Origin of the sequence: Sphingomonas sp. H160509 (assembly GCF_024124765.2) — a bacterium.
Classification (GTDB): Bacteria; Pseudomonadota; Alphaproteobacteria; order Sphingomonadales; family Sphingomonadaceae; genus Sphingomonas.
On sequence record NZ_JAMXSR020000002.1, the window covers coordinates 386,214 to 410,495 of the forward strand.

At 63.9% G+C, this 24,282-nt stretch carries 25 protein-coding genes and 4 pseudogenes; 14 read left to right on the forward strand and 15 right to left on the reverse strand.

Annotated elements, in window-relative coordinates:
* Positions 1 to 30: 30 nt before the first annotated feature.
* Positions 31 to 102 (forward strand): annotated as a pseudogene (locus tag NHF48_RS24620) (hypothetical protein); the annotation flags it as partial.
* 49 nt (positions 103 to 151) lie between these two features.
* Positions 152 to 1,180 (forward strand): PrpF domain-containing protein, encoded by a 1,029-nt coding sequence (locus NHF48_RS03560; protein ID WP_253070262.1) that lies wholly within the window; start codon positions 152 to 154, stop codon positions 1,178 to 1,180.
* Between the two features lie 159 nt (positions 1,181 to 1,339).
* Here the strand turns inward: NHF48_RS03560 and NHF48_RS03565 are convergent, their stop codons facing one another.
* A complete protein-coding gene (locus tag NHF48_RS03565; protein WP_263816684.1) occupies positions 1,340 to 1,576 on the reverse strand; it encodes a LysR substrate-binding domain-containing protein in 237 nt (78 codons plus the stop codon).
* Between the two features lie 25 nt (positions 1,577 to 1,601).
* Positions 1,602 to 2,270: a LysR family transcriptional regulator gene (locus NHF48_RS03570; RefSeq protein WP_253070264.1), complete on the reverse strand. Its 669-nt coding sequence runs from the start codon at positions 2,268 to 2,270 to the stop codon at positions 1,602 to 1,604.
* Between the two features lie 94 nt (positions 2,271 to 2,364).
* Here NHF48_RS03570 and paoA point away from each other — a divergent pair, with 94 nt between their 5' ends.
* From paoA to NHF48_RS03605, 7 genes and pseudogenes are all read left to right on the forward strand, one after another.
* Entirely contained in the window at positions 2,365 to 2,997 is a 633-nt protein-coding gene (paoA, locus tag NHF48_RS03575) for an aldehyde dehydrogenase iron-sulfur subunit PaoA (protein ID WP_253070265.1), read from the forward strand.
* Positions 2,994 to 3,944 (forward strand): FAD binding domain-containing protein, encoded by a 951-nt coding sequence (locus NHF48_RS03580; protein WP_253070266.1) that lies wholly within the window; start codon positions 2,994 to 2,996, stop codon positions 3,942 to 3,944. Before paoA ends, NHF48_RS03580 begins: the two co-directional genes overlap by 4 nt.
* Positions 3,941 to 6,152, forward strand: a pseudogene (gene paoC, locus NHF48_RS03585) (aldehyde oxidoreductase molybdenum-binding subunit PaoC). The gene NHF48_RS03580 and the pseudogene paoC overlap by 4 nt, the downstream one beginning before the upstream one ends.
* Positions 6,149 to 6,670: a (R)-mandelonitrile lyase gene (locus tag NHF48_RS03590; protein ID WP_253070267.1), complete on the forward strand. Its 522-nt coding sequence runs from the start codon at positions 6,149 to 6,151 to the stop codon at positions 6,668 to 6,670. Before paoC ends, NHF48_RS03590 begins: the two are co-directional and overlap by 4 nt.
* Positions 6,671 to 6,710: 40 nt before the next feature.
* The gene (locus NHF48_RS03595) at positions 6,711 to 7,466 is read left to right on the forward strand and encodes an SDR family NAD(P)-dependent oxidoreductase (RefSeq protein WP_253070268.1); all 756 of its coding nucleotides are present in this window, start codon (positions 6,711 to 6,713) and stop codon (positions 7,464 to 7,466) included.
* Between the two features lie 349 nt (positions 7,467 to 7,815).
* The gene (locus NHF48_RS03600; protein WP_253070269.1) at positions 7,816 to 8,256 is read left to right on the forward strand and encodes a hypothetical protein; all 441 of its coding nucleotides are present in this window, start codon (positions 7,816 to 7,818) and stop codon (positions 8,254 to 8,256) included.
* Positions 8,253 to 8,597 (forward strand): retropepsin-like aspartic protease, encoded by a 345-nt coding sequence (locus NHF48_RS03605; RefSeq protein ID WP_253070270.1) that lies wholly within the window; start codon positions 8,253 to 8,255, stop codon positions 8,595 to 8,597. Before NHF48_RS03600 ends, NHF48_RS03605 begins: the two co-directional genes overlap by 4 nt.
* Before the next feature lie 156 nt (positions 8,598 to 8,753).
* Here NHF48_RS03605 and NHF48_RS24625 read toward each other — a convergent pair whose 3' ends face one another.
* The 5 genes and pseudogenes from NHF48_RS24625 to NHF48_RS25725 all read right to left on the reverse strand — a co-directional run.
* Positions 8,754 to 8,972 carry a hypothetical protein gene (locus NHF48_RS24625; RefSeq protein ID WP_342454560.1) on the reverse strand — a complete coding sequence of 73 codons (219 nt, stop codon included), beginning with the start codon at positions 8,970 to 8,972 and terminating at the stop codon, positions 8,754 to 8,756.
* A 7-nt stretch (positions 8,973 to 8,979) separates the two neighbouring features.
* Positions 8,980 to 10,011: an aminotransferase class V-fold PLP-dependent enzyme gene (locus tag NHF48_RS03610; protein ID WP_342454561.1), complete on the reverse strand. Its 1,032-nt coding sequence runs from the start codon at positions 10,009 to 10,011 to the stop codon at positions 8,980 to 8,982.
* Positions 10,011 to 10,715: a TonB-dependent receptor domain-containing protein gene (locus NHF48_RS03615; protein WP_342454718.1), complete on the reverse strand. Its 705-nt coding sequence runs from the start codon at positions 10,713 to 10,715 to the stop codon at positions 10,011 to 10,013. The genes NHF48_RS03610 and NHF48_RS03615 overlap by 1 nt, the downstream gene beginning before the upstream one ends.
* Complete coding sequence (locus NHF48_RS03620; RefSeq protein ID WP_446741195.1) at positions 10,697 to 12,028, reverse strand: TonB-dependent receptor plug domain-containing protein; 1,332 nt, start codon at positions 12,026 to 12,028, stop codon at positions 10,697 to 10,699. The genes NHF48_RS03615 and NHF48_RS03620 overlap by 19 nt, the downstream gene beginning before the upstream one ends.
* A pseudogene (locus NHF48_RS25725) lies at positions 12,024 to 12,686 on the reverse strand (TonB-dependent receptor plug domain-containing protein); the annotation flags it as partial. The gene NHF48_RS03620 and the pseudogene NHF48_RS25725, both read right to left, overlap by 5 nt.
* On the opposite strand from NHF48_RS25725, the gene NHF48_RS03630 reads away from it, so the two are divergent.
* The 5 genes from NHF48_RS03630 (at position 12,685) to NHF48_RS03650 (ending at position 16,421) form a co-directional block, all read left to right on the forward strand.
* Complete coding sequence (locus tag NHF48_RS03630; RefSeq protein WP_253070273.1) at positions 12,685 to 13,014, forward strand: DMT family transporter; 330 nt, start codon at positions 12,685 to 12,687, stop codon at positions 13,012 to 13,014. The pseudogene NHF48_RS25725 and the gene NHF48_RS03630 overlap by 2 nt on opposite strands.
* A 382-nt stretch (positions 13,015 to 13,396) precedes the next feature.
* Positions 13,397 to 14,857 carry a CYTH and CHAD domain-containing protein gene (locus NHF48_RS03635; protein ID WP_253070274.1) on the forward strand — a complete coding sequence of 487 codons (1,461 nt, stop codon included), beginning with the start codon at positions 13,397 to 13,399 and terminating at the stop codon, positions 14,855 to 14,857.
* 193 nt (positions 14,858 to 15,050) lie between these two features.
* Complete coding sequence (locus NHF48_RS03640; RefSeq protein WP_253070275.1) at positions 15,051 to 15,761, forward strand: DUF4336 domain-containing protein; 711 nt, start codon at positions 15,051 to 15,053, stop codon at positions 15,759 to 15,761.
* 138 nt (positions 15,762 to 15,899) lie between these two features.
* Positions 15,900 to 16,037 carry a hypothetical protein gene (locus NHF48_RS03645; protein ID WP_253070276.1) on the forward strand — a complete coding sequence of 46 codons (138 nt, stop codon included), beginning with the start codon at positions 15,900 to 15,902 and terminating at the stop codon, positions 16,035 to 16,037.
* A 12-nt stretch (positions 16,038 to 16,049) separates the two neighbouring features.
* Positions 16,050 to 16,421, forward strand: coding sequence for an alpha/beta fold hydrolase (locus tag NHF48_RS03650; protein WP_253070277.1), 372 nt, complete (start codon positions 16,050 to 16,052; stop codon positions 16,419 to 16,421).
* 139 nt (positions 16,422 to 16,560) lie between these two features.
* On the opposite strand, the gene NHF48_RS03655 is transcribed toward NHF48_RS03650, so the two are convergent.
* The 8 genes and pseudogenes from NHF48_RS03655 to NHF48_RS03690 form a co-directional block, all read right to left on the reverse strand.
* Positions 16,561 to 17,766: an alpha/beta hydrolase domain-containing protein gene (locus NHF48_RS03655; protein WP_263816686.1), complete on the reverse strand. Its 1,206-nt coding sequence runs from the start codon at positions 17,764 to 17,766 to the stop codon at positions 16,561 to 16,563.
* On the reverse strand, positions 17,763 to 18,572 hold the full coding sequence (locus NHF48_RS03660; RefSeq protein ID WP_253070279.1) for a hypothetical protein: 810 nt from the start codon (positions 18,570 to 18,572) through the stop codon (positions 17,763 to 17,765). The genes NHF48_RS03655 and NHF48_RS03660 overlap by 4 nt, the downstream gene beginning before the upstream one ends.
* Positions 18,573 to 18,583: 11 nt before the next feature.
* Entirely contained in the window at positions 18,584 to 18,892 is a 309-nt protein-coding gene (locus NHF48_RS03665; RefSeq protein ID WP_253070280.1) for an AtuA-related protein, read from the reverse strand.
* 1 nt (position 18,893) lies between these two features.
* Positions 18,894 to 20,237 carry an acyclic terpene utilization AtuA family protein gene (locus tag NHF48_RS03670; RefSeq protein ID WP_253070281.1) on the reverse strand — a complete coding sequence of 448 codons (1,344 nt, stop codon included), beginning with the start codon at positions 20,235 to 20,237 and terminating at the stop codon, positions 18,894 to 18,896.
* Positions 20,234 to 21,166, reverse strand: a complete 933-nt coding sequence (locus NHF48_RS03675; RefSeq protein WP_263816688.1) for an SLC13 family permease — start codon at positions 21,164 to 21,166, stop codon at positions 20,234 to 20,236. The genes NHF48_RS03670 and NHF48_RS03675 overlap by 4 nt, the downstream gene beginning before the upstream one ends.
* A 52-nt stretch (positions 21,167 to 21,218) precedes the next feature.
* Positions 21,219 to 21,365, reverse strand: a pseudogene (locus NHF48_RS25730) (citrate transporter); the annotation flags it as partial.
* Between the two features lie 563 nt (positions 21,366 to 21,928).
* Positions 21,929 to 22,141, reverse strand: coding sequence for a fibronectin type III-like domain-contianing protein (locus NHF48_RS03685; protein ID WP_253070284.1), 213 nt, complete (start codon positions 22,139 to 22,141; stop codon positions 21,929 to 21,931).
* Positions 22,142 to 22,226: 85 nt separating this feature from the next.
* Positions 22,227 to 24,047 carry a glycoside hydrolase family 3 protein gene (locus tag NHF48_RS03690; RefSeq protein ID WP_253070285.1) on the reverse strand — a complete coding sequence of 607 codons (1,821 nt, stop codon included), beginning with the start codon at positions 24,045 to 24,047 and terminating at the stop codon, positions 22,227 to 22,229.
* Between the last annotated feature and the right edge of the window lie 235 nt (positions 24,048 to 24,282).

Consider the following 24,282-nt stretch of genomic DNA (forward strand, 5'->3'; position numbering starts at 1 on the left):
TGAGAATGGAAGTACGCGCGACGTTCATTCGTGGCGGCACCAGCAAGGGGGCTGTTCTTCGATCCCGCGGATCTGCCTGCCGACCTTCTGGCTCGAGACAGGCTGTTGCTTCGCGCTATCGGCAGTCCCGATCCTTATGGTCAGCAGATCGATGGTATGGGCGGGGGGAAGCTCGAGTACCAGCAAGGCTGCGCTCGTCAGCAGGAGTGCCCGCCCCGGGTACGACCTGGATTATTACTCGGCTGCGCTACCCATCGATGCCGCGTTCGTGGACTGGAGCGGCAATTGCGGTAACCTCGCAGCGGCGGTGGCTCCGTTCGCGTTTTATCGCGGCATGTTGGAGGTGCCCCGCGACGGCATCGCTCGCATCCGGATCTGGCAGGTCAATACGGCAAGGCTGATCGTGGCACACGTTCCGTTCCGCGGAGGTCAGGTACAGGAGCATGGCGACTTCATTCTAGACGGCGTTGCATTCCCCGCGGCCGAAATTCGACTGGACTTCGAAAGCGGACCAGATGGCCCCGATCTCTTTCCGACTGGGTCTCCGACCAGTGTCATCGAGTGGTCGGGCGGGGTACCCTTCGAAGCAACGCTGATAGATGCCGGAAGCCCGACGATCTTGGTCCACGCAGACGCTCTGGGGCTGACTGGCGTGGAGACCGCGGCGGAGGTGAACGCCAATCCAGAACTGCTTGCTAAAGCCGAGCAGATGCGAGCCCATGCCGCGGTTCGCCTGGGCCTTGCCGCGACACCCGAGGAGGTTACCGCGCGGTATCGGCAGAGCCCCAAGCTCGCGTACGTCAATCGCGCTCGGGATTATGTCACGGCCAGCGGAACGCACGTGGACGAGGCCTCGATCGATTTGGTGGCGCGTACATTCTCCATGGGCAAGCTTCACCACGCCATGACGGGGACAGGGACGGTGGCAATCGCAGCCGCGGCGGCGGTTCCAAATACCATTGTGAGCACGATCACCGGCGTTCGCAGCATGGTGCGCATAGGCCACGCCTCCGGATCTGTTCCGGTTGGGGCCGAGTCCGAAAACGAAGGCGGCTGGCGGATCAGACGTACCTCGTTCAGCAGATCCGCTCGCATATTGATGGACGGTGTAGTGTTCATTCCTGTTCAGGCACCGGGCCTTGGAGGGCAATCGACGAGCCATGAAACCGATATTGCATGAGGGTGCCTCCGAGATTGGCCAACACAAATATGAACGTCTAAAGGTGCAGGCGACGAAGGCACCAGAACGGCGACCTATGGGTCTCGTTGGACACAAACTGAGTTAAAGAGGCGGCGTTCCGACGCGCGTTTTAAGCTCGATCCTTATAATCGGATATCGTCAGCCAAGCGGTTTCAGTTTGGCCGCTATGGTAAGCAATGCGCGCAAGCCCGCCGGCACTTGTCGCCGTCCGGAGTAATAGAGGTAGAAGCCTGGCCCCATCGTCGCCCAGTCGGTCAGCACGAGGCAGAGACGGCCATCGGTAACATGCTCGGCAAACAGGGCCTCAAGACCAAATGTCAGACCCGCACCGTTCAGTGCCATCGCCAATGTCGAGCGACTATCGTCCGCAGTCATGGCGCTTCTGATGGGCACATCGAAGTCACCGTCCGGCCCCCTCGAACTCCCAACGGTAAATGCTGTCGTCGCCGAGCCGGACGCCCAGGCAGCGGTGATGTTTCAGTTCGTCCGGGTGCGTCGGCGTGCCATGCTCCTTCAGATAACCGGGGGATGCGGCAACCACCCATCTGAGGTCGGCTGAAAGACGCTGCGCGATCATGTCTTCGGGCACGGTGCCGCCATAGCGCACGCCTGCGTCGAACCCTTCGCCGACGACATCGACGATACGGTTGCTGGAGACGAGATCCACTTCGATGTCGGGGTGACGGCGAGCTAGTTCGGCGAGCACGGGGCCCAGGACCAACGTTACCGCATCGACCACCGCGTTAATGCGGATCTTGCCGCCAGGAGTGGCACGAAGCTGATCTAGGTTTTCGAGTGCGGAGCCGATGTCGGCAAATGACCCGGAGACCGACTGCTCGAGCGTCTTGCCGGCCGACGTCAACGTCACGGATCGGTTGGTTCGGTTGATCAGTCGGACGCCAGCGCGGGCTTCGAAATTCTTCAGTGCATGGCTCACCGCGGAGGCGGACACGCCAAGCTCAAGACCGGCCCGACGGAAATTCCGGTGCCGCGCGATCGCCAGGAAATAGGCGAGGTCGGTGAGGTTGGTTCGGGTGACGAGCATCTTGCGATGTTGAAGCGAATTCATCCTTGCATCAACCACCGTGGCGGTAACCGTCTCCGTGCAAAAGCGTTTAATAAGCCTGATCGGCGCCCCTTGGCCCGCCCAATAAGGATCGCCGATGGCCAGCGAGAGTTTTCAATTGTCCCGAAGGGAGATGCTGATGAGCAGCGCCACTACTGCGGCAGTATCCGCCATCGTGAGCGAAACGGCCGACGCCGCGCTGCCCGCGCAAGCCCTACCGACGTACGAGGTCGCTTTGACCGTGAACGGCAAGCCCTGTGCGCTGACGCTCGACCCGCGCACGACCTTGCTCGATGCGCTGCGCGAACATCTGCACCTGATCGGTACCAAGAAGGGCTGCGACCACGGGCAGTGCGGGGCCTGCACGGTCATTGTCAACGGCGAGCGGATCAACGCCTGCCTCAGTCTCGCGGTCCAGCATGACGGCGATGCCGTGACCACGATCGAAGGGCTCGGCGCGCCCGACCGCCTGCACCCGATGCAGGCCGCCTTCGTGAAGCATGACGGATACCAGTGCGGTTACTGCACCCCGGGGCAGATCTGTTCCGCGGTCTCCGTGCTGGAGGAGATACGGGGTGGCATTCCCAGTCATGCCCAGGTCGATCTGATGGCAGCGCCGCAACCGACTGGCGCGGAGATGCGCGAGCGGATGAGCGGCAACATCTGCCGCTGCGGTGCCTATTCCAACATCGTTGAGGCAATGGCCGACGTTACAGGAGCGAGCGCATGAGAAGCTTCACCTACGAGCGGGCTGGGACGCCTGCGGACGCGGCACGTATGGTCGCGAGCCATCCCGGCGCGCGATTCCTGGCCGGCGGTACCAACCTGCTCGATCTGATGAAGCTCGAGATCGAGACGCCGACTCATCTGGTCGACGTGCAGGACCTTAAGCTCGACCGGATCGAACCGACCGACGCTGGTGGGCTGCGGATCGGCGCGTTTGTCAGCAACACCGCGTTGGCGAGCGACGAGCGGGTGCGGCGGGATTACGGCGTCCTCAGCCGCGCAATCGTCGCAGGTGCCTCGGGCCAGCTACGCAACAAGGCGACGACCGCGGGCAATCTGCTCCAGCGGACGCGGTGTCCGTATTTCTACGACACCAACCAGCCCTGCAACAAGCGCAAGCCAGGGTCGGGGTGTGCTGCGATCGGCGGCTATTCGCGCCAGCTTGCCGTCATCGGATCGAGCGAGGCGTGCATCGCAACCTATCCGGGCGACATGGCGGTCGCGATGCGCGTGCTCGATGCGACGGTCGAGACGGTGAAGGCGGACGGGGAGACGCGATCCATCCCGATCGGCAGCTTCCATACGCTACCGGGTACCACGCCCGAGCGCGATAACGTGCTTGATCACGGCGAACTCGTCACCGCGGTGACGTTGCCGCGGCCGGTTGGTGGTACGCATGTCTATCGCAAGGTGCGTGACCGCGCGTCCTATGCCTTCGCACTCGTTTCGGTCGCCGCCATCGTTCAGCGCGACGGCAGCGGACGCGCAGCGTTCGGTGGTGTCGCCCATCGGCCTTGGCGCGTGGAGGCTGCGGAGGCAGCGATGCCGAGTGGCGCGGTCGAGATGGCGAAAGCGGTCTTTGCCGACGCCCGGCCGACTGACGACAACGCATTCAAGATCCCACTCGCGACGCGCACCCTCGCGGCGGTCATTGCAGAGGTGAAGCCATGATCTTCGACACACCCGCAGGCGCCAATCCGACCGACCGGATGAAGGTGCTCGGCAAGCCACTCGATCGCTACGAAGGGCATCTGAAGACCACCGGCACCGCCACCTATGCTTATGAATGGCAGGATGTCGCGCCCGGATTTGCGTACGGCTACATCCTGGGCGCTGCGATCGCGAAGGGGCGGATCACGAAGATCGACACGCGTGATGCCGAACGTGCGCCCGGCGTGGTCGGTGTCGTCACGTACCTCAACGCCGGCAAGCCCGGGGTCGGCAAGTTCTACGTCCAGAAGATGCTCGCCGCGCCGGAGGTCGACCATTACCATCAGCCGGTCGCGGTCGTCGTTGCGGAGACCTTCGAACAGGCGCGTGCGGCAGCGGCGCTGGTGCGGGTCGACTATCAACGGACGGCAGGCCGGTTCGATCTGGCCGCGCAGAACGGCAGCGCCCCGGTTCCACCGGAAGGCGAGTTTGGCGGTCCCAACGAGAAGCAGGTCGGCGACTTCGCCAAGGCGTTCGCCGCGGCACCGGTCAAGGTCGACGAGACCTACACCGTGCCCGACCAGGCCCATGCGATGATGGAGCCACACGCTTCGATCGCAAAGTGGGATGGCGACCGCGTGACGTGCTGGACGTCGATCCAGCAGATGAACTGGGGAACGCGCGACCTCGGGCTGATCCTCGGTATCCCCAAGCAGAACGTCCACCTGATCTCGCCCTATATCGGTGGCGGCTTTGGCGGTAAGGGGACCGTGCAGATCGATCTGGCGCTGGCGGCGATCGCGGCGCGCGTGGTCAAGCGTCCGGTGAAGATCGCGCTGCAACGTCCGATCATGTTCAACACCACGATCCACCGGCCCAAGACGATCCAGCGTGTGCAGCTGGGGGGCGGGCCATGACGGGCGGCTGACCGCGATCGGTCATGACAGCCTGTCGGGCAACCTCGTCGGTGGGCGGACCGAGCCTACCGTCACCTCGACGCGGACGCTGTATGCGGGTGCGAACCGGCTGACCCGGATGCGGCTGGCCACGCTCGACCTCGCCGAGGGCAACGCGATGCGGGCGCCCGGCGAAGCACCTGGCCTGATGGCGCTGGAGGTCGCGATGGACGAGCTGGCGGAAAAGCTGAAGATGGATCCGATCGAGCTGCGGGTCGTGAACGATACGCAGGTCGATCCCGAAAATCCGAACAAGCCTTTCTCGACCCGAGCCTTTGTCCGTTGCCTGCGGGAGGGTGCCGAACGCTTCGGCTGGGACAAGAGGCAGAGCAAGCCCGGTGCGGTCCGCGACGGCCAGTGGCTGATCGGCATGGGGATGGCAGGAGCGATCCGAGGCGGCAAGATCGCCAAGGCTGGCGCGCGGGCCCGGCTCGATCGGCACGGCACGGTGACGATCGAGACCGACATGACGGATATCGGCACCGGCAGCTACACCGTCGTCCAGCAGACTGCGGCCGAGATGATGGGCGTCACGCCCGACCGGATCGTGGTCAAGCTCGGCGACTCCACCTTCCCGGAAACGCCGGGATCGGGCGGGCAGCAGGGCGCGCCTTCCGTAACGGCGGGCGTCTACGCGGCGTGTATGAAGCTGCGCGAGACCGTCGCCCAGCGGCTCGGCTTCAACACCGCCGACGTCGACTTTGCCGATGGCGAGGTGCGCAGCGGCAACCGTTCGGCGAAGCTTGCCGACGCGGCAAAAGACGGCGACCTCGTGGTCGAGGACCTGATGGAGTTCGCCAAGCTCGCGGATCAGTTCCAGCAGCAGACCTTCGGGGCGCATTTCGTCGAGGTTGCGGTCGACGCCTATACCGGCGAGGTCCGGGTGCGGCGTATGCTCGCGGTCTGCGCGGCCGGACGCATCCTCAACGCCAAGACCGCGCGCAGCCAGGTGATCGGCGGCATGGTGATGGGCGTCGGTGCGGCGCTGATGGAGGAGATGGCGATCGACAAGCGCTTCGGGTTCTTCGTGAATCACGATCTCGCCGGCTACGAGGTGCCGGTGCACGCCGATATCCCGCATCTCGACGCCTTCTTCATCGACGAGGTCGATCCGACGATCTCGCCGGTAAAGGCCAAGGGCGTCGGCGAGCTGGGTCTGACCGGGGTCGCGCCAGCGGTCGCCAACGCGATCTATAACGCGACCGGCGTCCGCGTGCGCGAGTATCCGATCACGCTGGACAAGCATCTCGACGCGCTGCCGGCGCTGACGTGATCGCCCGACCAACGCTGACACGCGCAGCATTCCTGATCCAGTTCGGCATCCTGCTCGCGCTGATGTTGCCCGTCAGCTCTGTTCAAGCACAAAGAGGAAGTTTCGACATGACCATCGCACGCAAACCAGAAATGAAGACCGTCGACGGACCGGAGGACTATTTCACCGGCAAAGTCACGATCACCGGCCAGTTCCAGCGCGACGAACCGTCCCGTGTTTCCGGCGCCATCGTCCACTTCGAGCCTGGCGCCCGCACTGCCTGGCACACGCACCCCGCCGGCCAGACGTTGATCGTGACCGAGGGCGTCGGCTGGACGCAGATCGCGGATGGCCCGAAGCTGGAGTTCAATGCGGGCGACATCCTGTGGTGCCCCGCTGAGCACAAGCACTGGCACGGCGCAACACCGTACCAAGGCATGACTCATGTCGCCATCCAGGAGTCGGTCGACGGCTCGCCCGTGACCTGGATGGAGAAGGTGACGGACGACGAATATCTCGCGCCGCTTGGGTCTGAATGATCGACCGCCGTACGCATAACCGAAACTAGGAAGTCACTTCATGTCCACTACCCATCGCTTCTCCGACAAGGTCGCATTTGTCACCGGCGCGGCTAGCGGCATCGGCCGCGCTACGGCTGTTGCGTTCGCAACTGAGGGCGCCCGTGTCGCGATTCTCGATCTTACCGAAGATGCGCTTGCCGAAACCGCCGATGCCGTCAGGAATGCGGGCGCACAGGTGCTGGTCATCGCTTGCGACGTGTCGAAGCCGGAACAGGTCGAGGCGGGAATCCGTCAGGTCGTCGAGACCTTCGGTCGGCTCGACATCGCCTTCAACAATGCCGGCGTCGAGAACAAGGCCGCACCCGTCGCCGAGATCGCGCTCGACGAGTGGGACCGCATCCTCGACATCAACCTTCGGGGCACGTTCGTGTGCATGAAGCACGAACTGGCACAGATGGTCCGGCAAGGTAGCGGCGTGATCGTCAACACGTCGTCGGGCGCCGGCGTCCGGGGTGTGGCGGGCGGTGCATCCTATGCGGCCTCCAAGCACGCCATCATCGGTCTGACGAAATCGGCAGCGCTCGACTATGCCAAGCAGAATATCCGCGTGAATGCGATCCTGCCGGGCAACATCGAGACGCCGATGATGGATCGCTTCACCAACGGTGACATCCAGAAAGCTATCGATCTCGAGCCGGTCGGTCGCCTGGGCAAGCCCGAGGAAATCGCCGACGCCGTGCTATGGATGAGCGCAGACCTGGGCGGATTCGTCACCGGCGCCGCCATCTCCGTGGACGGCGGCTGGTCGCTGTAACTACGCGAACATCCATTCAGTCGCCGCCATGCATCGGTGACTGAATGGAGCGGCGTCGCGAATGGAAATTGGACAGACGGCTGAAGGGAAAGGGCGCAGACAAAGCTCCGAGTATCCGTGTATAGGTCGACTCGTCGTCGATTCCGGTCAGCGACACTCATCTCGTTGTGCCGGACCGAATGCTGCTGCAAGGCCGGCGGATCCGGGCAAAGTCGCCGACCGCCCCGTGCACCGACACGAGCGGCATCATACCCCCGCCGCACACGCTAACCGTATGTAAACGAACACGCGCTACAATCTCGCTGATCCTCAGGGACGAATGTCCCTGGAAGAGAAAACGAGGGAGGCGATGGCCACCAGAGCAACTGTCCACGCCGCGGCAATCGCGCTCGCGCTCGCCGCGACACCCGCCGCCGCTCAGGTCCGCGTCGAGATCGGAGGACAGATCCAGGATGTCCCCGCAAACACCGTGCGCACCGTCACCACGGTCAACGGACGTACGCGCGTTGTCGATGCCGCATGGCAGGGGGGCGTCGGAACGCCTGGCATGGCGACGATCACCACCACCGAGACCACGGACGAGGACGGCGACGGTCACGTGCTGTCGCGTACCGTCGTCACCTGCATCGAGCCACAGCGCACGACGGTCGCCATCGTGGCGTACGCACCGCCACCCGTACCCCATATCGAGATCGATCCGGCCGACCTCGACGATCCGGTCGCCCTTGGGACGCCACGCGTCCTGCGGATCAATCGCGATTCCTGGGGGGGCATTTCGTCGCGTCTATGATCGTCAATGGCATACCCATCCGTGCGATCATCGACACCGGCGCCGCATATAGCGTCCTCTCGGCCGAAGACGCGCGCGAGACCGGTGCCGACCGTGCAGTGCAGCGCGAGGAGGTGGCGGTCGGCATTGGCGGTTACACTCGGGTCGGCGTCGCACGCGTCGTGTCGGTCGAGATCGGCGGACAGAGCCTCGGCCGTATGACGATGCGTATCGGCCAGCCCGGCATCCCCTATACGCTGCTCGGACAGCCCGAGATCGCTCGGTTAGGACGCGTCACGATCGAGGACGGCGTGATGACGATCACCCCGCGCGGGACGCCGACGCAAGTAGCCATGCGCTAGTCCGGCCAGGAGAAGACAAGTTTGCAATGGACTAGTCCCCTATCGCCTGTTTCGAGGCGTGTCGGTCAAGACCGGGATGATAGATCAGGTCTCGCTGATCAGCGCGGTAGAGGCAATGGCGATAAAGTCGCCTGTTCAGCGCTCACCATTAGGGTGCTAAACCGGTAGCCGGCCGAGAGCTGCTGCCAGCGCGTCCATGTCTGCCATCGTGTTGAACAGGGCAGGTGTCACTCGCACGCAGGATCCTGCTGCAGGACCGTCACGGTGAACGGTGAAGATGCCGAACCGATCTAGCAAGGTCTTCGCGATCGCCACGTTATCCACCGAACTCGTCTTTCCAACGACGCGGAAGGCGGTGATGCCGCCATGGAGCATGGGGTCTTCAGGGGTCAGTACCTCGATTCCAGGGATCGCGCGGGCCTGCGCGACCCATCGATCGCGGAGTGCGGCGAGACGGTTGGCGCGGCGCTTGCTGCCGATCTTCTCCTGAAACGCCAGCGCGGCGGGCACTGTTAGCGGCGCGGCGAAATCTACCGTGCCGGTATGGATGCGCGCGTTTATGGTGTCGCGGTCGGTCGCAGGATTGGCGGGATCCCGGTCGATCGCCGACAGCGCGGACCGTCGGATATGGATCGCGCCGACACCCAAGGGGCGCGCCCAGCCATTTGTGGCAATTGATCCCGACATAATCGCAGTCGAGATCGGCCAGTGTCATGTCGAGCTGGCACCAGCTGTGGGCCGCGTCGACGATCGTGGCGATTCCCCGCGCGCGAGCCATCGCCGCGATCTCGCGCACCGGCAGGACTAGCCCGGTACGGTGGCTCAGATGGGTCAGCAGGATCAGCTTCAGCCGCGGATTGGCCTCCATCGCGGCGGCATAGGCGTCGATCAGCGACTGGCGCGTCGCCGGTTGGGGTAAAGTGATCTTCACGACCGACACGCCGCGTCGTGACTTCAGGCTGTCCATGCACGCCTGCATGCTGTCGTAATCGAGATCCGCGTAGAGCACGGCGTCGCCAGGCGTCAGCGCATTGTATCCCAGGATCAGCGCCTTCAGCGCCTCGGTCGCGTTGCGCGTGAAAGCGACCTCGTCCGCCGCGACTCGTAGCGTGGCGGCCAGCGCATCGCGTGCCGCCATCCAGTCCTTCACCATGCCGCGCCGGGTGTAATAGCTCGTGTCGCGGTTGACCCGTTCGAGATTGCTTTCATAGGCTTGAAGGACGGGGCGCGCCATCATGCCCCAATTGCCGTTTTCGAGATGGATCACCGCGCGCGTCGGGTCGTATTGCGCCGCCACCTCTTTCCAGAACGCCGTGTCGTCGGTCGCCGACGGGGATAGAGTCGCCCCCGCCGGAGCCGCCGTCATGGCGGCGGCTCCGGTCAAGAACAGCCGGCGATCGATCGGCGTCGTCATCAGAAGCTCATTCCCACCCGTACGTAATATTGGCCGCCATCGGTATCGTATGGCGCATTGCGCGAATAGATCAGGCCGCGGACAGCTTGGTTGGTGGCTTCGGCGGGATAAGTGTTGGCGACGTTCTCCGCACCGACCCGCAGCGTGAAATGATCGTCGAACTTGTAGGCGGCCGATACGTCGAATAGCGCGATGGAACCGAAGCGCTGGAACAGTTCGCCCGTCGCGTTGCCGGTGACGTCGGTCCAGGCGCCGTAATACCTCGCCCGTGCGAGCAGCGCGACGGGGCCGATATCGTAGCCGAGCGTTGCGGTTCCATTATGCTTGGGCAGCCGCTCCTCGAAGATCCGTCGCTGGGTTTCGTTGGGAATTGCGGCGCTCGTGCCGCTTCGCACTTTCGTCTGGTTGTAGTTGTAAGCCAGGCTCAAATTTGCACGGCCTGGCCCGACGCGGTGGCCATAGCCGATCACCGCATCGATGCCGCGCGTGCGGGTATCGAAGTCGTTCGTGAAGTAGCTGACCGCAGTGAAACGCTGCGGATTGGCGAAGCTGGCTGGCACCGCGAAGGTGCGGGACTGGCTGAACCGGTTGTCGACGTCGATCTGGTAGATATCGACGCTGGCGGTCAGGCCGAAGCGGCTCTGGAAGGTCAGCCCGGCGGTTGCGGTCTTCGATGTTTCCGGCGTCAGGGGGCCGCGCCCAATGCCACCGCAAGCGGATCACTTGGTGACAGTCGGCCTTGGTTGAACACTTGTAGCGTGGTGGTGTCGAGCCCCTGCGTGGTCTGCGACGTGTTCAGCTGGGCAGGCGTGGGCGCGCGGAACCCAGTCGAATACGTGCCGCGTGCGGCAATGCCCTTGATCGGCTCGAACCGAGCTGAAAGCTTGTAATTGAAGGTGTCGCCGAATTCCGAAAAGTCTTCGTACCGGCCTGCCGCACCGAGCGTCACCATATCGATCGGCTGCCATTCGAGATCGAGATAGCCGGCGTAGCTGGTCTGGTCGAACGTACCGGCCAGGCTTGGGCTGAAACCCGGAAAGCCGTTAGAAGTGGGTGCGAGGCCGGACGCCGCGCCTGCACCGATCGCGTAGGATGCCGGATCGCCCGCCGACACCTGGTAGGTTTCGCGACGGCGTTCTGCACCGAACGCGACGTTGACCGGCGCCGCCGTGCCGACTGGCAGGCGATAGACGAAATCGGCGTTCAGGTTGAACTCGCGCTGTTCGAGGCGGCCGAGATAGAAGCTGGTCGGGCTAGCAGGTCCGAGCGAGGCGTTGAGGCTCTCGTTCAGCGTATAGTCGATCCGGCTGCGGCCGAAGGCCGCGCTCAGATCATAGCTGAACCGGTCGCTCAGATCGCCGCGCAGACCGGTATCGCCCTGATAGTCACTATAGGTCGTGCCGAAACGCGGCGAGAAACCGACCGGATAGATGCTCTTGAACGAGAAGCCGGGAAAAACCGAACTCGCGCCATAGACGCTGCTGGTGCCCGCGGGGTTGCGCCAGTTGAAGTCGGTCACGCCTTCGCCACTTTGCGCGGTGCCGAAGACGTAGAATTTGGCGGCATCGCTAAAGGCATAGTTCGCGTCGAGCGCGCCGCGAATACGCTCCTCGTCGGGCTGGCCCCAGCGTTGCACTGGATTGGGCACGACCAAGGTAGGATTCGCCGCCTGGAACGCGATCGCGTCGGGCCGCTGGCGCGTGCGTGAGGTCGCTTCGCTGTGGTCGTATTCGCCGGTGACGACGAGCGTGCCGCGGTCGCCGAGAGCGATGCCGCCGCGTGCGCCGGTCTGATACTCCTTGCCGTCGCCCTTATAATATTGGGAGAACTGGCCGAACGCATCCATCCCGGCGGTGTCGTCGAGGATGATGTTGACCACCCCGGCGATCGCGTCTGAGCCATATTGTGCGGACGCGCCGTCGCGCAGCACCTCGATCCGCTTGATCGCGAGCGATGGGATGCCCGCCAGATCGGGCGCTTGCGCGCCCCGCGTGCCGAGCAGGGGCTGAACGGTGATATCGCTTGCCGTTGATCAGCACGAGCGTCTGATCCGCGGACAGACCGCGTAGGGTGGCGGGGCGTACGAAGGCTTGGCCGTCTGCTGCGGGCAGACGCTGGACGTTGAACGAGGGCAGCAGCTGCGCCAGTGTATCGGAGAGATCGCCCGATACGCTCGAGCGTACCGCGTCGCCGGACAGGACGTCGACGGGGGCGAGCGTATCGAACTGCGTGCGCGATCGGTCGCGCGTGCCGGTAACGACGATCTGGTTCTCGTCGTTCGGCTGGGACGCGTTCGCGGGAAGGTCCTGTGCGGTCTGAGCGAGTGCAGGCGTGCCTGCGAGCAGCGCGACGAGCGCGCTGCTGGTGATGAATTTCATGATGCCCCTAGAGGTTGCCGGTTTGGTTCCACCGGTTCGAGGGGCAGCTAGCCCGTGCGTTTTTCGTGGTGATGACGGAACAGCGGCACTTCGATGACACTGCGCCGGAGCGAGGCACGGAGGATTTAAGGTAGATGAGAGGCTGAAGGTGGGGGGCGGGAAGGGCGCACGAACGTCCGGTTGCGGGTCTGCTAACTTCGCGCTGCCGGATGACGCCCTCCCAATAGCAAAGTCCCCGCCCCGGGGGCAGCGAGCGTCGCAAATTGGCCGCATTTCGTGTGCTAGCGGGTCGTGCATGAACTATCTCATGCTCGCAATCGCGATCGTCTCCGAGGTTTGTGCTACGACTGCAATGAAGCAGTCGCAAGGTTTCACCCGCATGCCTTGGACCGTCGTTACGGTCGTCGGCTACGGTATCGCCTTCTACTTCCTCTCACTGACCCTCCGTACGATCCCGACGGGCGTTGCATACGCTATTTGGTCGGGCGTCGGTATTGTTCTTATCTCGACGGCTGCATGGGCATTCCAGGGTCAAAAGCTCGATACCGCTGCTATCATTGGCATGGGCCTGATCGTCGCCGGTGTCGTTGTCATGAACGTTTTTTCGAACGCGTCGGGCCACTGAGGCGGGCTGCGGCTTTCGTCTCGTTTTCAGCCCTGGCGCCAGTTGATTTGGCTGCCGCAAGCTGCGGTCCAACCAAAAGACGAATTTGCCGAGACGTAAAGGGCGTTCGGGAGGCCGAGTATCGGTCTGGCGAGTACAAATTGATACCGCCGCGAATATCACCGCGCGACCGCCTCCGCACCTCTGGAAGGGCGTGAGCACCCCGGCGGTTTGGATGAGGCCGTCTACTGCGACAGATGCGTTTCCGGAACGGCTGCGAATAGCTTTGCCCCCCGATAGCGTCGAGTGCGCAAAGACCGAGCGTGCAACTATCGGGGAACCAGCGAACCTATCACAGGTTGCCCTGGGTACGAGGCGTCGCGATTTTGCGGGAAGGTATCGGGTGGCACAGGAAGTTGAACTGAAGTTGGTATTGGACGCCGCGGCGGCCGATGCCTTTGCAGGGGGTGACCTGTTCGATGTCCCGGCGAGTACGCGGCAAATGCGCGCGGTCTATTTCGACACGCCCCACCTAGCGCTTTCGCAAGGTGGCGTCTCGTTGCGCATCCGCCAGTCCGGCGACACGCTGACACAGACGATCAAGGTCGCGGACGCCAAGGCGGCGGGTCTCTTCGCGCGGTCCGAATGGGAAATCGAGGTGGCCGATATGCATCCGGTCGTTGACGACCGGACGCCCATTCCCACGCTGCTCGGCGACGAGGCAGGCACCGTCACTCCGATCTTCACGGTCGCGGTCGAGCGCCTGACTTGGATGGTCGATTGCGGCGAGGCGTCGATCGAACTGGTGTTGGATCGTGGGTACGTCGCCGCGGGTGACCGCCAGTCGCCGGTCTGCGAGATCGAGCTGGAGTTGAAGCGGGGAGAGCCCGCCGCCTTGTTTGCGCTGGCCAAGACGATAGCGGCGGAGTTTCCGGTTCGCCTGGGCGTCGTGACCAAGTCCGAGCGCGGCTACGACCTGCTTCGTCCCGCATCCAAGGCGTTCAAGGCGGAGAAGGTCGCGTTGAACCGGACTGCATCCGCAGCGGACGCTTTCAAGGCAGTCGTGAGCTCGTGCATACGTCAGTACCGCCTGAACGAAACTGTTCTGCTCGACCAAGCCGACGCCGAGGCACTGCATCAGGCGCGCGTGTCGTTGCGTCGGCTGCGGTCTGCATTGTCGATCTTCAAGTCGTTGCTCGACGGCGACGAAGTGCCGCATTTCCAAAGCGAATTGCGCTGGCTGAGCTCGTTGCTGGGCGAAGCGCGCGACTTAGACGTGTTGCTGGCGAAGGCGAAGCCCGGCGTCGCGCTGTTTCAGGAACTCGAGCGGGCCCGCAATGCTGCCTATGCTACGGTCGGCACCGCGTTGGGCTCGGACCGGGTTCGCGCGTTGATGCTCGATCTGACGGAGTGGCTGGTATGCGGGGCATGGCGCACCGCGCCGTCAATGCGCGATGCTCGGGACGCGCCGGCAAGGCAGTTCGCGGCGGAGACTCTTCACGCGCTGAGGCGGCGCGTCCGCAAGCGTGGTAAGTCCCTTGCCTCCCAGACGGACGAGGAGCGGCATGAAGTCCGCAAGGCCGGCAAACGGCTACGCTATGGCGCGGAGTTTCTCGGTTCTCTCTTCCCGAGCAAGAAGCGTGCACGTCGCTACGGGAAGTTCGTTAAATCACTGGAGAAGCTGCAGGATCAGCTCGGCGCGCTGAACGATATGGCGACGGCGCCATCGGTTCTGGACCGGCTGGGCCTGGGGGACGATCCCGATGCCAAAAGACTGTTGGCGCATCGGAAAAAATCGAAGATCATCGATGCCGCGGCTGGAGCGTACGCCGATCTTCTCGATCGCAAGACTTTCTGGGGTTAGGGCGGGAGGATAAGCGCCCGGTCGACCGATCGAGCGTGGGCCCGATCGGTTGATCACCCCTAGTAAGTCCAATGAAAGGCAGCACCGGTCAGGCCGTTCGACATAGCTGCCAGCGTAGGGTTAGATTGTCGTGCATCTGCGAAGATGCCGTTGCCTTCCACTACACGCTGCTTCGAGGGTGTCCTAGAGTCCCTTGGACGAGGGGGCGGAAATGCTGCGACAATTTGGCAAAGAAATATGGACGGCGGACGGGCCAAGTGTTTCCGTCGCTGGCGTCGTCTTTCCGACGCGGACGATCGTTATACGGCTGTCCGATGGCTCTTTATTCGTTTGGTCGCCCATAGCACTATCCAGTGAACTTAAAATCGCGATTAATTGCCTTGGGCCGGTGCGTCACATCGTCGCTCCGAACACGTTGCATCATATGTTCGTTGGCGAGTGGCAAAGCGCATACCCGGCAGCAAAGTCATATGCCGTGCCGGCGTTGCGCGCCAAACGGCCGGACTTGAAGTGGGATCATGACCTTAAGGACGCACCTGCCAAGGAATGGTCGGGTGAGCTTGATCAGATCATGGTGGAGGGAAACAGTATCACGACGGAAGTCGTCTTCTTCCACCGCCAAAGCCGAACGGCGATCTTCACCGACCTGATCCAGCACTTTGAGCCCGGTTGGTTCAGAGGATGGCGATCCATCGTTGCAAAGCTCGATTTGCTTACCGCGACCAGGCCAACCGTTCCCCGGAAATTCCGAATGTCGTTTCGCAATCAGCAGATCGCGCGAACTTCGGTGCAACGCATTATAGCATGGCCGACTTTGGGAGTACTGACAGCCCATGGTGCACCGATTACGCATGACGGTCGCGACGCGATTACCCATGCTTTTCTGTGGTTGCTCCGAAAATAACGCGTGTTCACGATCCCGGTCCCTGCAAACACGCTTGGCCCTGACGCCTGTCATAGCAAATACGGCGAAGTAATCGTCCCGATTGCAGGACTTGGCACCCAGATGATCCGCTAGACCACCCCGTTCTGCGCCGAACTCGTGGCCCTCGGCTACCGGGTGGTGCGCTTCGATAATCGGGACGCCGGTTATTCACCGCATCTCGACTCGCACCCGGCCGTGGATTTCGGCGCGCTGGTTGCAGCGCTTCAGGCGGGGCAACGACCCGAGGTGCCGTAGACGCTCTACGACATGGCGGCGGACGCGATCGGACTGATGGACGCGCTGGGGATCGGGCGAGCTCACATCGTCGGACGGTCTACGGGCGGCATGATCGCTCAGATCATGGCCAGCGAACACAAAGATCGCGTCCTATCGCTCACTTCGATCATGTCGAGCACGGGCAATCCAGCACTCCCGCAGGCTGCGCCGGATGCCATGGCGATGATGATACAGCCGATGCCCGATCCTTCCTCCGATCGACCCGGCTTCCTGTCGCGAAGTTCAGCCTTCGCCAGACGCATCGCCGGCACAGGCTACGCTTTCGACGAGGGCGCTCACCATGCGCTGGTTTTGGAAGAGCTCGACCGTGGTTATGATCCCGCCGGACAGACCGTGCGCTGATCTTTCATCTCGTTAGCCCCGAGCGGGAAAGCCGAGCGGCAAACTTCGTTATACTACAAGAATGGATTGGCGTCCGAGTTAAGTTGCGTCGAGCCTTCCCTGTGGAGAGCATGACGACCAGTGTGACGGTGAATGGCTTTCAATCAGCCAGGACTTGGCTGGATTGAGCTTGGCTGATGATCCTGTCTGCGTCCTCGTCGCGGAGCCAACCGGCGGCGCGCTGTCGCGCCGCGGCCGCGCGGACTTTCGCGACGAAACCGGCGTGATCGCCGTAACGCTCTGCGAGGGACAAGCGAGGATCCCCGACCGCCATCCGCTCGGCCCGCGTCTTGGCGAACGGTATGAATCCCCCGAAGAATCCGCATCCGCCGCCTTTGCCGAACCCAGCGGACTGAACGTTCCAACCTAGATAGGTCCCGATCGGCACCTGTAGCTGGACGGAGGGCACGCCGGCGGTCTCGTTACCGTCCGCATCGACCCGGGGGACGCGCGACGGTACCGTCCCGCGGATCGCCGGTGGCTGGCGCGTGATTGCGCCGCTCACGTCGCGATAGCGAAATCCTTCCCCCATGTCGTAGTCGAGAAAGGCGTTCAGCTTGCCATCTGGCCTGGGTGCTCCGGGCCAGGATGGAAATCCGATCGCCGCCGCGTTCGCCTCGACGAGATCGCCCGCGGCCAATGTCGGGTATCGGCTGGGGGGCGGGGTGGTGCCGTCGCGCACCCAGGCGACCAGCATCATTTGGGCCGCACGCAGGCTGTCCATCGAAGGGTTTGGATTGCCCGGTAATGCGCAGATTGGTAACTTGGGATCGCCACCGACCGGAAAGCCCCCGGTCCAGGATCCGCCATGCGTGGTCGCCGGGAAGTAATAGCGTCGAACGCTGGCCGGCAGCGGGAGATCGGTCGACGCGGCGGTGCCGATCAACCCTGGTGACATGCGCAATCCCCAGAACTCGGCCGAGCCGAACGTCTCGATCACCTTGGGGCAGGTCTTGGTCGCGGTGCAGCGGTCGAGCAGGCTGCTGACGCCTCGGCCTCGGGCGACATCATCGTACCGGCCCCACCACAGCGTTCCCTCGCTCCCCGGCTCGTACAGCGTCGCGGCACCGCCAGGCACGGCGAAGCGCAGGTTCAACGGGACCTGGCGAGCGGCGATGTTGGGATTGACCCCGTCGAACACGCGGCGCCCATTCTCATCCGCGTTGAAGCCCAGATTGACGAAGCTCTTCAGGAAATTGCCGGATTGCGAGGTACCGCTGGCCACCGTCCAGCGAATGCGTCCGGCCGGGTTGGCGTTGCCCGTATCGTCCGACTTGCCACTGCGGAGATATGGCGACAAGGTCACGGGTCGCGGCAAAACCGATCCCCTGGACGAGTGGATCCTTGCCCTCGTAGATCAGCGTATAGGCGTAGGCAGGGGTCGAACCCGCCTCGCAGGCAAAGTTTCGCCGGGTCGGGCTTGCCTGGGAACGGCGTCGTCGCACAATCGGCAAAGGCCCAGTCCCCGGGCTTCACGTCCACGGGCGGTGCCAGATCGGCGGTTTGGCGGAACAGCCGTGCCTTCGTCGTATCGAGTGTCACGGGCACTGGCCGCGCAGTCGGTTTGCCGATGCTGCCGGTGATCGCGATCGACCGCGCACCGGCAGGCATATCGGTGAAGCGGGCCAGGACGGGGCCTGTCAGCGGCTTTCCGTTCTTGCCGTGAGCGACCGGGACACTGGCGGTCTGGACATCCGGCCCGGGCGGAAGGTCGCCTTGCCAACCACTGATGACCCGGACGTATCCGTCTGCATCCGCACCGATCAGCGAACCGCCGCGATTGGGTACGTCGTAGAACAATACGCCAGTGGCGCGCGATCGATCGACGGGTCTGGCGATCGCGAACGTCGCCGAATACTGGACGCGTTCCTTCGCATCGTGGGGCGCACCGTCGATATCGGTAATGACGTGATTGTGTGCGTCCGCAGGATCGAGCGTACCGAAGAACCGACCACGTACGATCTCATACGGTATCGGCAGCGTCGAGGTAGGCGCGGTGCCGACCGGTGCGGGCGTGATGCTGTCGACCTGTATCCGCACCAAGCGCGCAGGGGCAGGGATCGCCAGTGCGCCGAGCGCGGACGTTGCCAGAAGCACAAATAACTGGCGCATTCGCGTCTCTTTCATTGAGTATCGATTGCGAGGTCGAGCAGCTGTGCGCCGAGCGTCTTGCCGTGCGCGTCGAGTGCCAGCGACCGTGTGACGCCCCCACGCAGCGCACCCTCGAGCACGAAGTTGAGCGCACCGAGGCCGGGCAATCCGAACCGCGTGATCCGGCGCACCGAAAGGTCGGCCAGGTGCGCGACGACGCGCTCTTCGGTCACTGCGCTGGCCAACAGCGCGAAGTCTTCGCTGCGATAGGCGATGACTGCAATCTGGGAAATGTCGCCTTTGTCGCCGGTGCGAACATGGGCGAGGTCGCGCAGGATCATGTCAGGCGACCTCGTACTGGACCGAAGGGACGATCTGCGTCCGGTCCAGCAAGGTCGACGCGACCGCGAGCACCTCGCGGACGCTGGACACGGCACCTCCGCCACCGAACGGACCGTTCGTATATAGCGCTTCGACTTCGGCGCCGATCCGTTCGGCGGCGGCGCGGGTCGGCGTCCGTCCGGCCACCCGAACGCGCACTTCGCGGGGTTCCGGCCCGTCCGACTGTCCCGTCCGGTCGATGGCGTTCAGTCCGATCAGTTCGCAGCGGAGATCCGATATCGGCACGCCGGTCATCCGCAGGCGCTCGCGTACGACGTCCAACGCCAGTTGTCCGCGCGCTACGGCGCCCGGGCCGGCGTAGGAGATCTGACCTTCGCCGACGAAGCCGTCTTCGTATCCGATCGAAACCTTGACCGTATCCGGCCTCGGTCGACCGGTGCCGCCACGCACGTGTACGCGATCGGGTGCCATCAGCTCGAAGGAAACGCCGGTGAAGTCGGCGACGACGTCCGCCTGCAGATACCCGGCCGGATCGAGGATCTCGTACAATAACTGTTCCTTGCAGGTGGCACAGGTCAGGCAGCCGCCAGATCCGTCAACCTTGCCCAGGACCGCGCTGCCGTCTTCCGACACATCCGCGAAAGGGAAGCCGAGCCGCGCAAGATCGGGCACGTCCTTGACGCCCGGATCGGCGAAATAGCCGCCGGTCACCTGGCCCGCGCATTCGAGCAGATGACCCACGACGGTACCGCGGCCAAGCCTTTCCCAATCGTCCATCGCCCACCCGAATTCGTGGATGAGCGGTCCGAGGAACAGCGCTGGATCGCCGACCCGTCCGGTGATGACGACGTCGGCGCCGCCCGCTAGCGCTTCGACGATGCCGCTTGCGCCCAGATACGCGTTTGCGGAAACGATCGCGTCACCCAGATCGCGACTGCGGCCGGGTCGGTCGATCAACGGGAAATCGCCTGCGCGAATGACATCCAGGACGTCGTCGCCCATGACTGCTGCCGTCCGCAGTCCGGTCAGGCCCAGCTCGCGTGCGATCCGCGTGACCAGACGCGCCGCACCGATCGGATTGGCCGCGCCCATATTGGTTACGATCCGAACGCCGCGGGCATGCGCAGCGGGTAGGACGGCGCGCATGCGATCTTCGAGCAACGGATCGAACCCGGCATCTGGGTTCGTTCGACGCGCGGCTTGGGCAAGCGCGATCGTGCGCTCCGCCAGGCATTCGAACGCCAGATAGTCGAGGGCACCGTGTTCGACCAGTTCGAGCGCCGGCTCGATCCGATCACCGGAAAAGCCGGCTCCGGCGCCGATGCGGATGGTTCGACCGGTCATAACGAGAATATTCCAAAGGCGACTGCCGCCAGCGTCATCACGATCGATGCGGCGAACAGCCAGGGGATCGCGAAACGCTGATGCGCGCCGAGTTCGACGCCGCTCAGCCCGGCGACGAGGAACGTGGCTGGGGTCAACGGGCTGACGGGAAAACCCGTCGTCATCTGACCTAGTAAAGCGGCCTGCGCGACCTGGACCGCGGGTACGCCGAAATGCCCGGCGACTTCGGCAATTACTGGCAGCACACCGAAATAGAAGCTGTCGGGATCGAACAGCAAGCTCAGCGGCATGGCGATCATGCCAAGCAGAACGGGGATGCGTGGCCCGATCGCGTCGGGAACGTGCGAGACGGATGCCTGGGCCAAGGCCTTGATCATGCCGGACCCCGTCATGATGCCGGTGAAGGCGCCCGCTGCGAACAGGATGCCGGCCATCATCAGCGCGGTTCGAGCGTGCGCATCGATCCGCTCGCGCTGTTGCGCTGCCGAAGGATAGTTGATGATCAGCGCCAGTGCCGTGCCCGCCATGAACACGACGACGGGTTCGATCAGCCCGGTGATCATCGTCGCCACGACCACCAAAGTAATTGCGACGTTGACGATGAAAAGCCGCGGCCGTCGCAGTGCCAGTTCGGCGTCACTGTCGCTCGGCGTGACACCGAGAGGTGCCGGAGTCTCGGCGCTTGCGACCCGGCGTCCGAGGCCAAGCCGCCGTTCCTCGCGCACGCCCAGCCACCAGGAGACGACGAAGACGAAGACGAGACCGACGACCTGAACCCCGATCATCGGTGTGAAGATGGTCGCGACAGGCAGCTTCAGCGCTGCCCCAGCACGCAATGTCGGACCGGTCCAGGGCAGGAAGTTGACGCCGGCGGCCATCGATGCGGTGCAGGCGAGCACTCGACGATCCATCCCGAGCCGGTCGTACAAGGGGGCGCAGTGCCGGGATAGTGATCAGGAAGCACACGGCGCCCGAGCCATCGAGATGGATCAGGAGCGCCAACAACGCGGTACCGACCGTGATACGCGAAGGGCGTTCGCCGACCATGCGCAGGACGGCATTGACCAGCGGCGCGAGCAGTCCGGCATCGGTCATGATCCCAAAGAACAGGATCGCGAAGACGAACATGCCGGCGACCGGCGCGATCTTGGCAAGGCCATCGACGATGTAACCGGGGATGCCGGGCGCTACGCCGGCTGCGATCGCGCCCGCGATCGGGATGAAGATGAGTGCTGCCAGCGGCGATACCCGGTTGGACAGGATGACAGCGAGCAACGACAGGATGGTCGCTGCGGCGACAAAAGCCAGTATGATCCCCTCCCGTATCTGTTCGGTGTCTACGGATAGATATTGCCCCGCAAAGACCTATTCATCAATTACCATTATCTTATAGATCTATCAGCTAAAGCTATCGTCTTTTGCGGGAGGGGTTAGCGTTGCTGCCAATCGGAGCGCGACGGAAATGGCTCCCCGCCACCCGCGAGTACGCATACGACACGCCCCCTCCAGTATCGACGATGTCATCGGCAGACGCTGCGGGTCAGCGCGCCGCCGCACTTTCAAGCGGATGCCACGCAGCGGGCAGAGACCGTGCGCCGAGCGTAACGGTAACGGGTTGCCCAAGCGCGTCGGACGCCCCGCCCAACATGACTCGATAAACGCCTTTGGCAATCCGCCAACTACGACTGGTCTCATCGAAATTGGCGAGGAGGCGGGGGGTCTATCGTCACGGTGACGGTGGTCGTAGCCGACGGCGCCAGCATGACCGCGGCGAACCCGCCCAGCCGCTTGGGAGCTTCCCAGCCCTCGCCAGCGACATAAATCTGCGGAACGGCCTTGCCCGCGACCTTGCCCGTGTTGCGAACGGTGAAGCTGGCTCGCAAGCCCGCGCCGTCCTTGGCCACGCGCAAATTCCCGTACTCGAAGCTGGTATAGGACAGGCCGTGACCGAAGGCGAAGGCCGGGCGTAACTGCTGCCGGTCGAGCCATTTATAGCCGACCGCTGCGCCCCTCGGTATATCGGACGTCGCCCGGTGTCGGCACGGCGGGACGAGGCAGTTGCGCCAACTCCGCCGGGAAGCTGATCGGCAAGTGACCCGAAGGATTGATACGGCCGAACAGCACATTGGCAATCGCCGTGCCCCCCGCCGTTCCGGGAAACCATGCGGCGACGATGCCGGCGACGTCGTCGCGCCACGGCGTCAGCACCGCGCCACCCGACTCGAGCACCACGACGGTGCGCGGGTTGGCGGCTGCGATGCTCTGGATCAGCGCGTCCTGACCGTCGGGCAGGACGAGCGATACGTCGAACGCTTCACCGGCCCATTGCGTCGCGAACACGATCGCCACCTCGGCACCGCGTGCCTGCTCCGCTGCGGCACGCGGGTCGCTGCCATCGACGAAAATGATCCGCGCGTTGGGCGCCTGACGCCGGATCGCCTCCAACGGCGACGACGGATAATACATGACCGGCCCGGGCCAGTAGGTCGGCGCGATACCGGGCACCGCATTGCCGCCCTTGGGATAGACGAGCGACGATCCGCCGCCGGCCAAGACGCCCTTGTCGGCATGGCCACCGATCACGACGATCGACTTGATCGTCGACGACAGCGGCAGAATGGCATCCTGGTTCTTGAGCAGCACCATGCTCTGCGCCGCGGCTTGTCCCGTCACGGCTGCGTGATCGGCGAGCATGGCGTCGGGCAGGTCAAGCGGCGCTGCGGCGATCGGGTGGTCGAACAGCCCCTTGTCGAACATCGCGTGCAGGATATGCCCGACCATGCGATCGAGCTGCGCGTCCTTGACGGTGCCGGCGGCAAGCGCCGCCTCCAGATTGGCGCCGAAATACGGTTCCTTGTCGAACGGATAGCCGGATTGCTGATCGAGCCCGGCGGCGATGGCGGGACCGGTCGAATGCGTCCCGCCCCAATCCGACATCACATAGCCCTGCCAGTTCCAGTCGCGGCGCAGCACCTCGCCGAGCAGCCAGGGATTCTCGCAGGAAAACGGGCCGTTGACGCGATTATAGGCGCACATCACCGACCCGGGATTGGCCTTCTCGATCGCGAACTGAAAGGCGAGCAGGTCCGACATGCGTGCAGCCGCTTGGTCGATCACGGCATTGCCCGCATTGCGATCGGTTTCCTGATCGTTGATCGCGTAATGCTTGATCGTCGAGATCACGTGGTTCGACTGGATGCCGTCGATCTGCGCCGCCACCATCGTTCCGGCCAGCAACGGATCCTCGCCGCCATATTCGAAGTTGCGGCCGTTACGCGGCTCCCGGGTCAGGTTGACGCCGCCGGCGAGCAGCACGTTGAACCCCGAGGCACGCGCTTCCGCGCCGATCATAGCGCCGCCCCGCCGAGCGAGCGCGATGTCCCATGTCGCTGCGATCGCGAGGTTGGAGGGGAGAGCGGTCCGTTCGCGCTTGCGGGGCGCACCGCCCTGGCTTGCCACGCCGATCCCGGCATCCGCCTGCCATTGTGGCGGAATCCCCAGCCGCGGCACGCCGGGCACATAGCCGGCGGATCCGTTGCGCGCTTCCGCCGGCGCCTTGAACTTTTTGGGTGGGAAATCGGTCGCGAAATATCCCATCACCATCTGCCGCTTTTCCGCGCGGGTCATCTGCGGCAGCAGCAGCGCGACGCGGCGCGCCGGGGCGATCGACGCGTTCATCCACGGCTGCGCGCTGGTCGAGGCGGATGGTGCCGCGGCCGGTGCCTGGCCGACCACCGGGGTGCTCGACAGCATGAGTGCGGCGATAACGGCGCCGGTGCGTAGCGTCCTGCCGGTACGTGGTTCACTCATGGTTGGCCTCCCCCTGTGTTCGGCTGATCATGGTACAGCCGCGCGGCGATCCTGAATCGGACACCTGTCCCCCTCAACAAGAAGGATCAAACCCGCGACGTCCAACAGAAAAAAGTGATCGCTCGATCCATCTTCGTCATAGGTCCCAAGCAAGTATCTATGTCCGGGATGAATAGGTCGATCGGAAAATTGTATTTTTCTATTGGCTTGGCGCGCCGCATGCAGAGGCATCGAC

Coding starts and splice junctions, on each gene's coding strand:
- NHF48_RS03650 (WP_253070277.1), top strand. CDS start 16,050: ATGGCGGCGGACGCGATCGGACTGATGGACGCGCTGGGGATCGGGCGA.
- NHF48_RS03560 (WP_253070262.1), top strand. CDS start 152: ATGGTATGGGCGGGGGGAAGCTCGAGTACCAGCAAGGCTGCGCTCGTC.
- NHF48_RS03630 (WP_253070273.1), top strand. CDS start 12,685: ATGAACTATCTCATGCTCGCAATCGCGATCGTCTCCGAGGTTTGTGCT.
- NHF48_RS03565 (WP_263816684.1), bottom strand. CDS start 1,576: ATGACTGCGGACGATAGTCGCTCGACATTGGCGATGGCACTGAACGGT.
- NHF48_RS03605 (WP_253070270.1), top strand. CDS start 8,253: ATGATCGTCAATGGCATACCCATCCGTGCGATCATCGACACCGGCGCC.
- NHF48_RS24625 (WP_342454560.1), bottom strand. CDS start 8,972: ATGCTCCATGGCGGCATCACCGCCTTCCGCGTCGTTGGAAAGACGAGT.
- NHF48_RS03610 (WP_342454561.1), bottom strand. CDS start 10,011: ATGACGACGCCGATCGATCGCCGGCTGTTCTTGACCGGAGCCGCCGCC.
- NHF48_RS03595 (WP_253070268.1), top strand. CDS start 6,711: ATGTCCACTACCCATCGCTTCTCCGACAAGGTCGCATTTGTCACCGGC.
- NHF48_RS03570 (WP_253070264.1), bottom strand. CDS start 2,270: ATGAATTCGCTTCAACATCGCAAGATGCTCGTCACCCGAACCAACCTC.
- paoA (WP_253070265.1), top strand. CDS start 2,365: ATGGCCAGCGAGAGTTTTCAATTGTCCCGAAGGGAGATGCTGATGAGC.
- NHF48_RS03660 (WP_253070279.1), bottom strand. CDS start 18,572: ATGCGCCAGTTATTTGTGCTTCTGGCAACGTCCGCGCTCGGCGCACTG.
- NHF48_RS03665 (WP_253070280.1), bottom strand. CDS start 18,892: ATGATCCTGCGCGACCTCGCCCATGTTCGCACCGGCGACAAAGGCGAC.
- NHF48_RS03580 (WP_253070266.1), top strand. CDS start 2,994: ATGAGAAGCTTCACCTACGAGCGGGCTGGGACGCCTGCGGACGCGGCA.
- NHF48_RS03670 (WP_253070281.1), bottom strand. CDS start 20,237: ATGACCGGTCGAACCATCCGCATCGGCGCCGGAGCCGGCTTTTCCGGT.
- NHF48_RS03690 (WP_253070285.1), bottom strand. CDS start 24,047: ATGAGTGAACCACGTACCGGCAGGACGCTACGCACCGGCGCCGTTATC.
- NHF48_RS03600 (WP_253070269.1), top strand. CDS start 7,816: ATGGCCACCAGAGCAACTGTCCACGCCGCGGCAATCGCGCTCGCGCTC.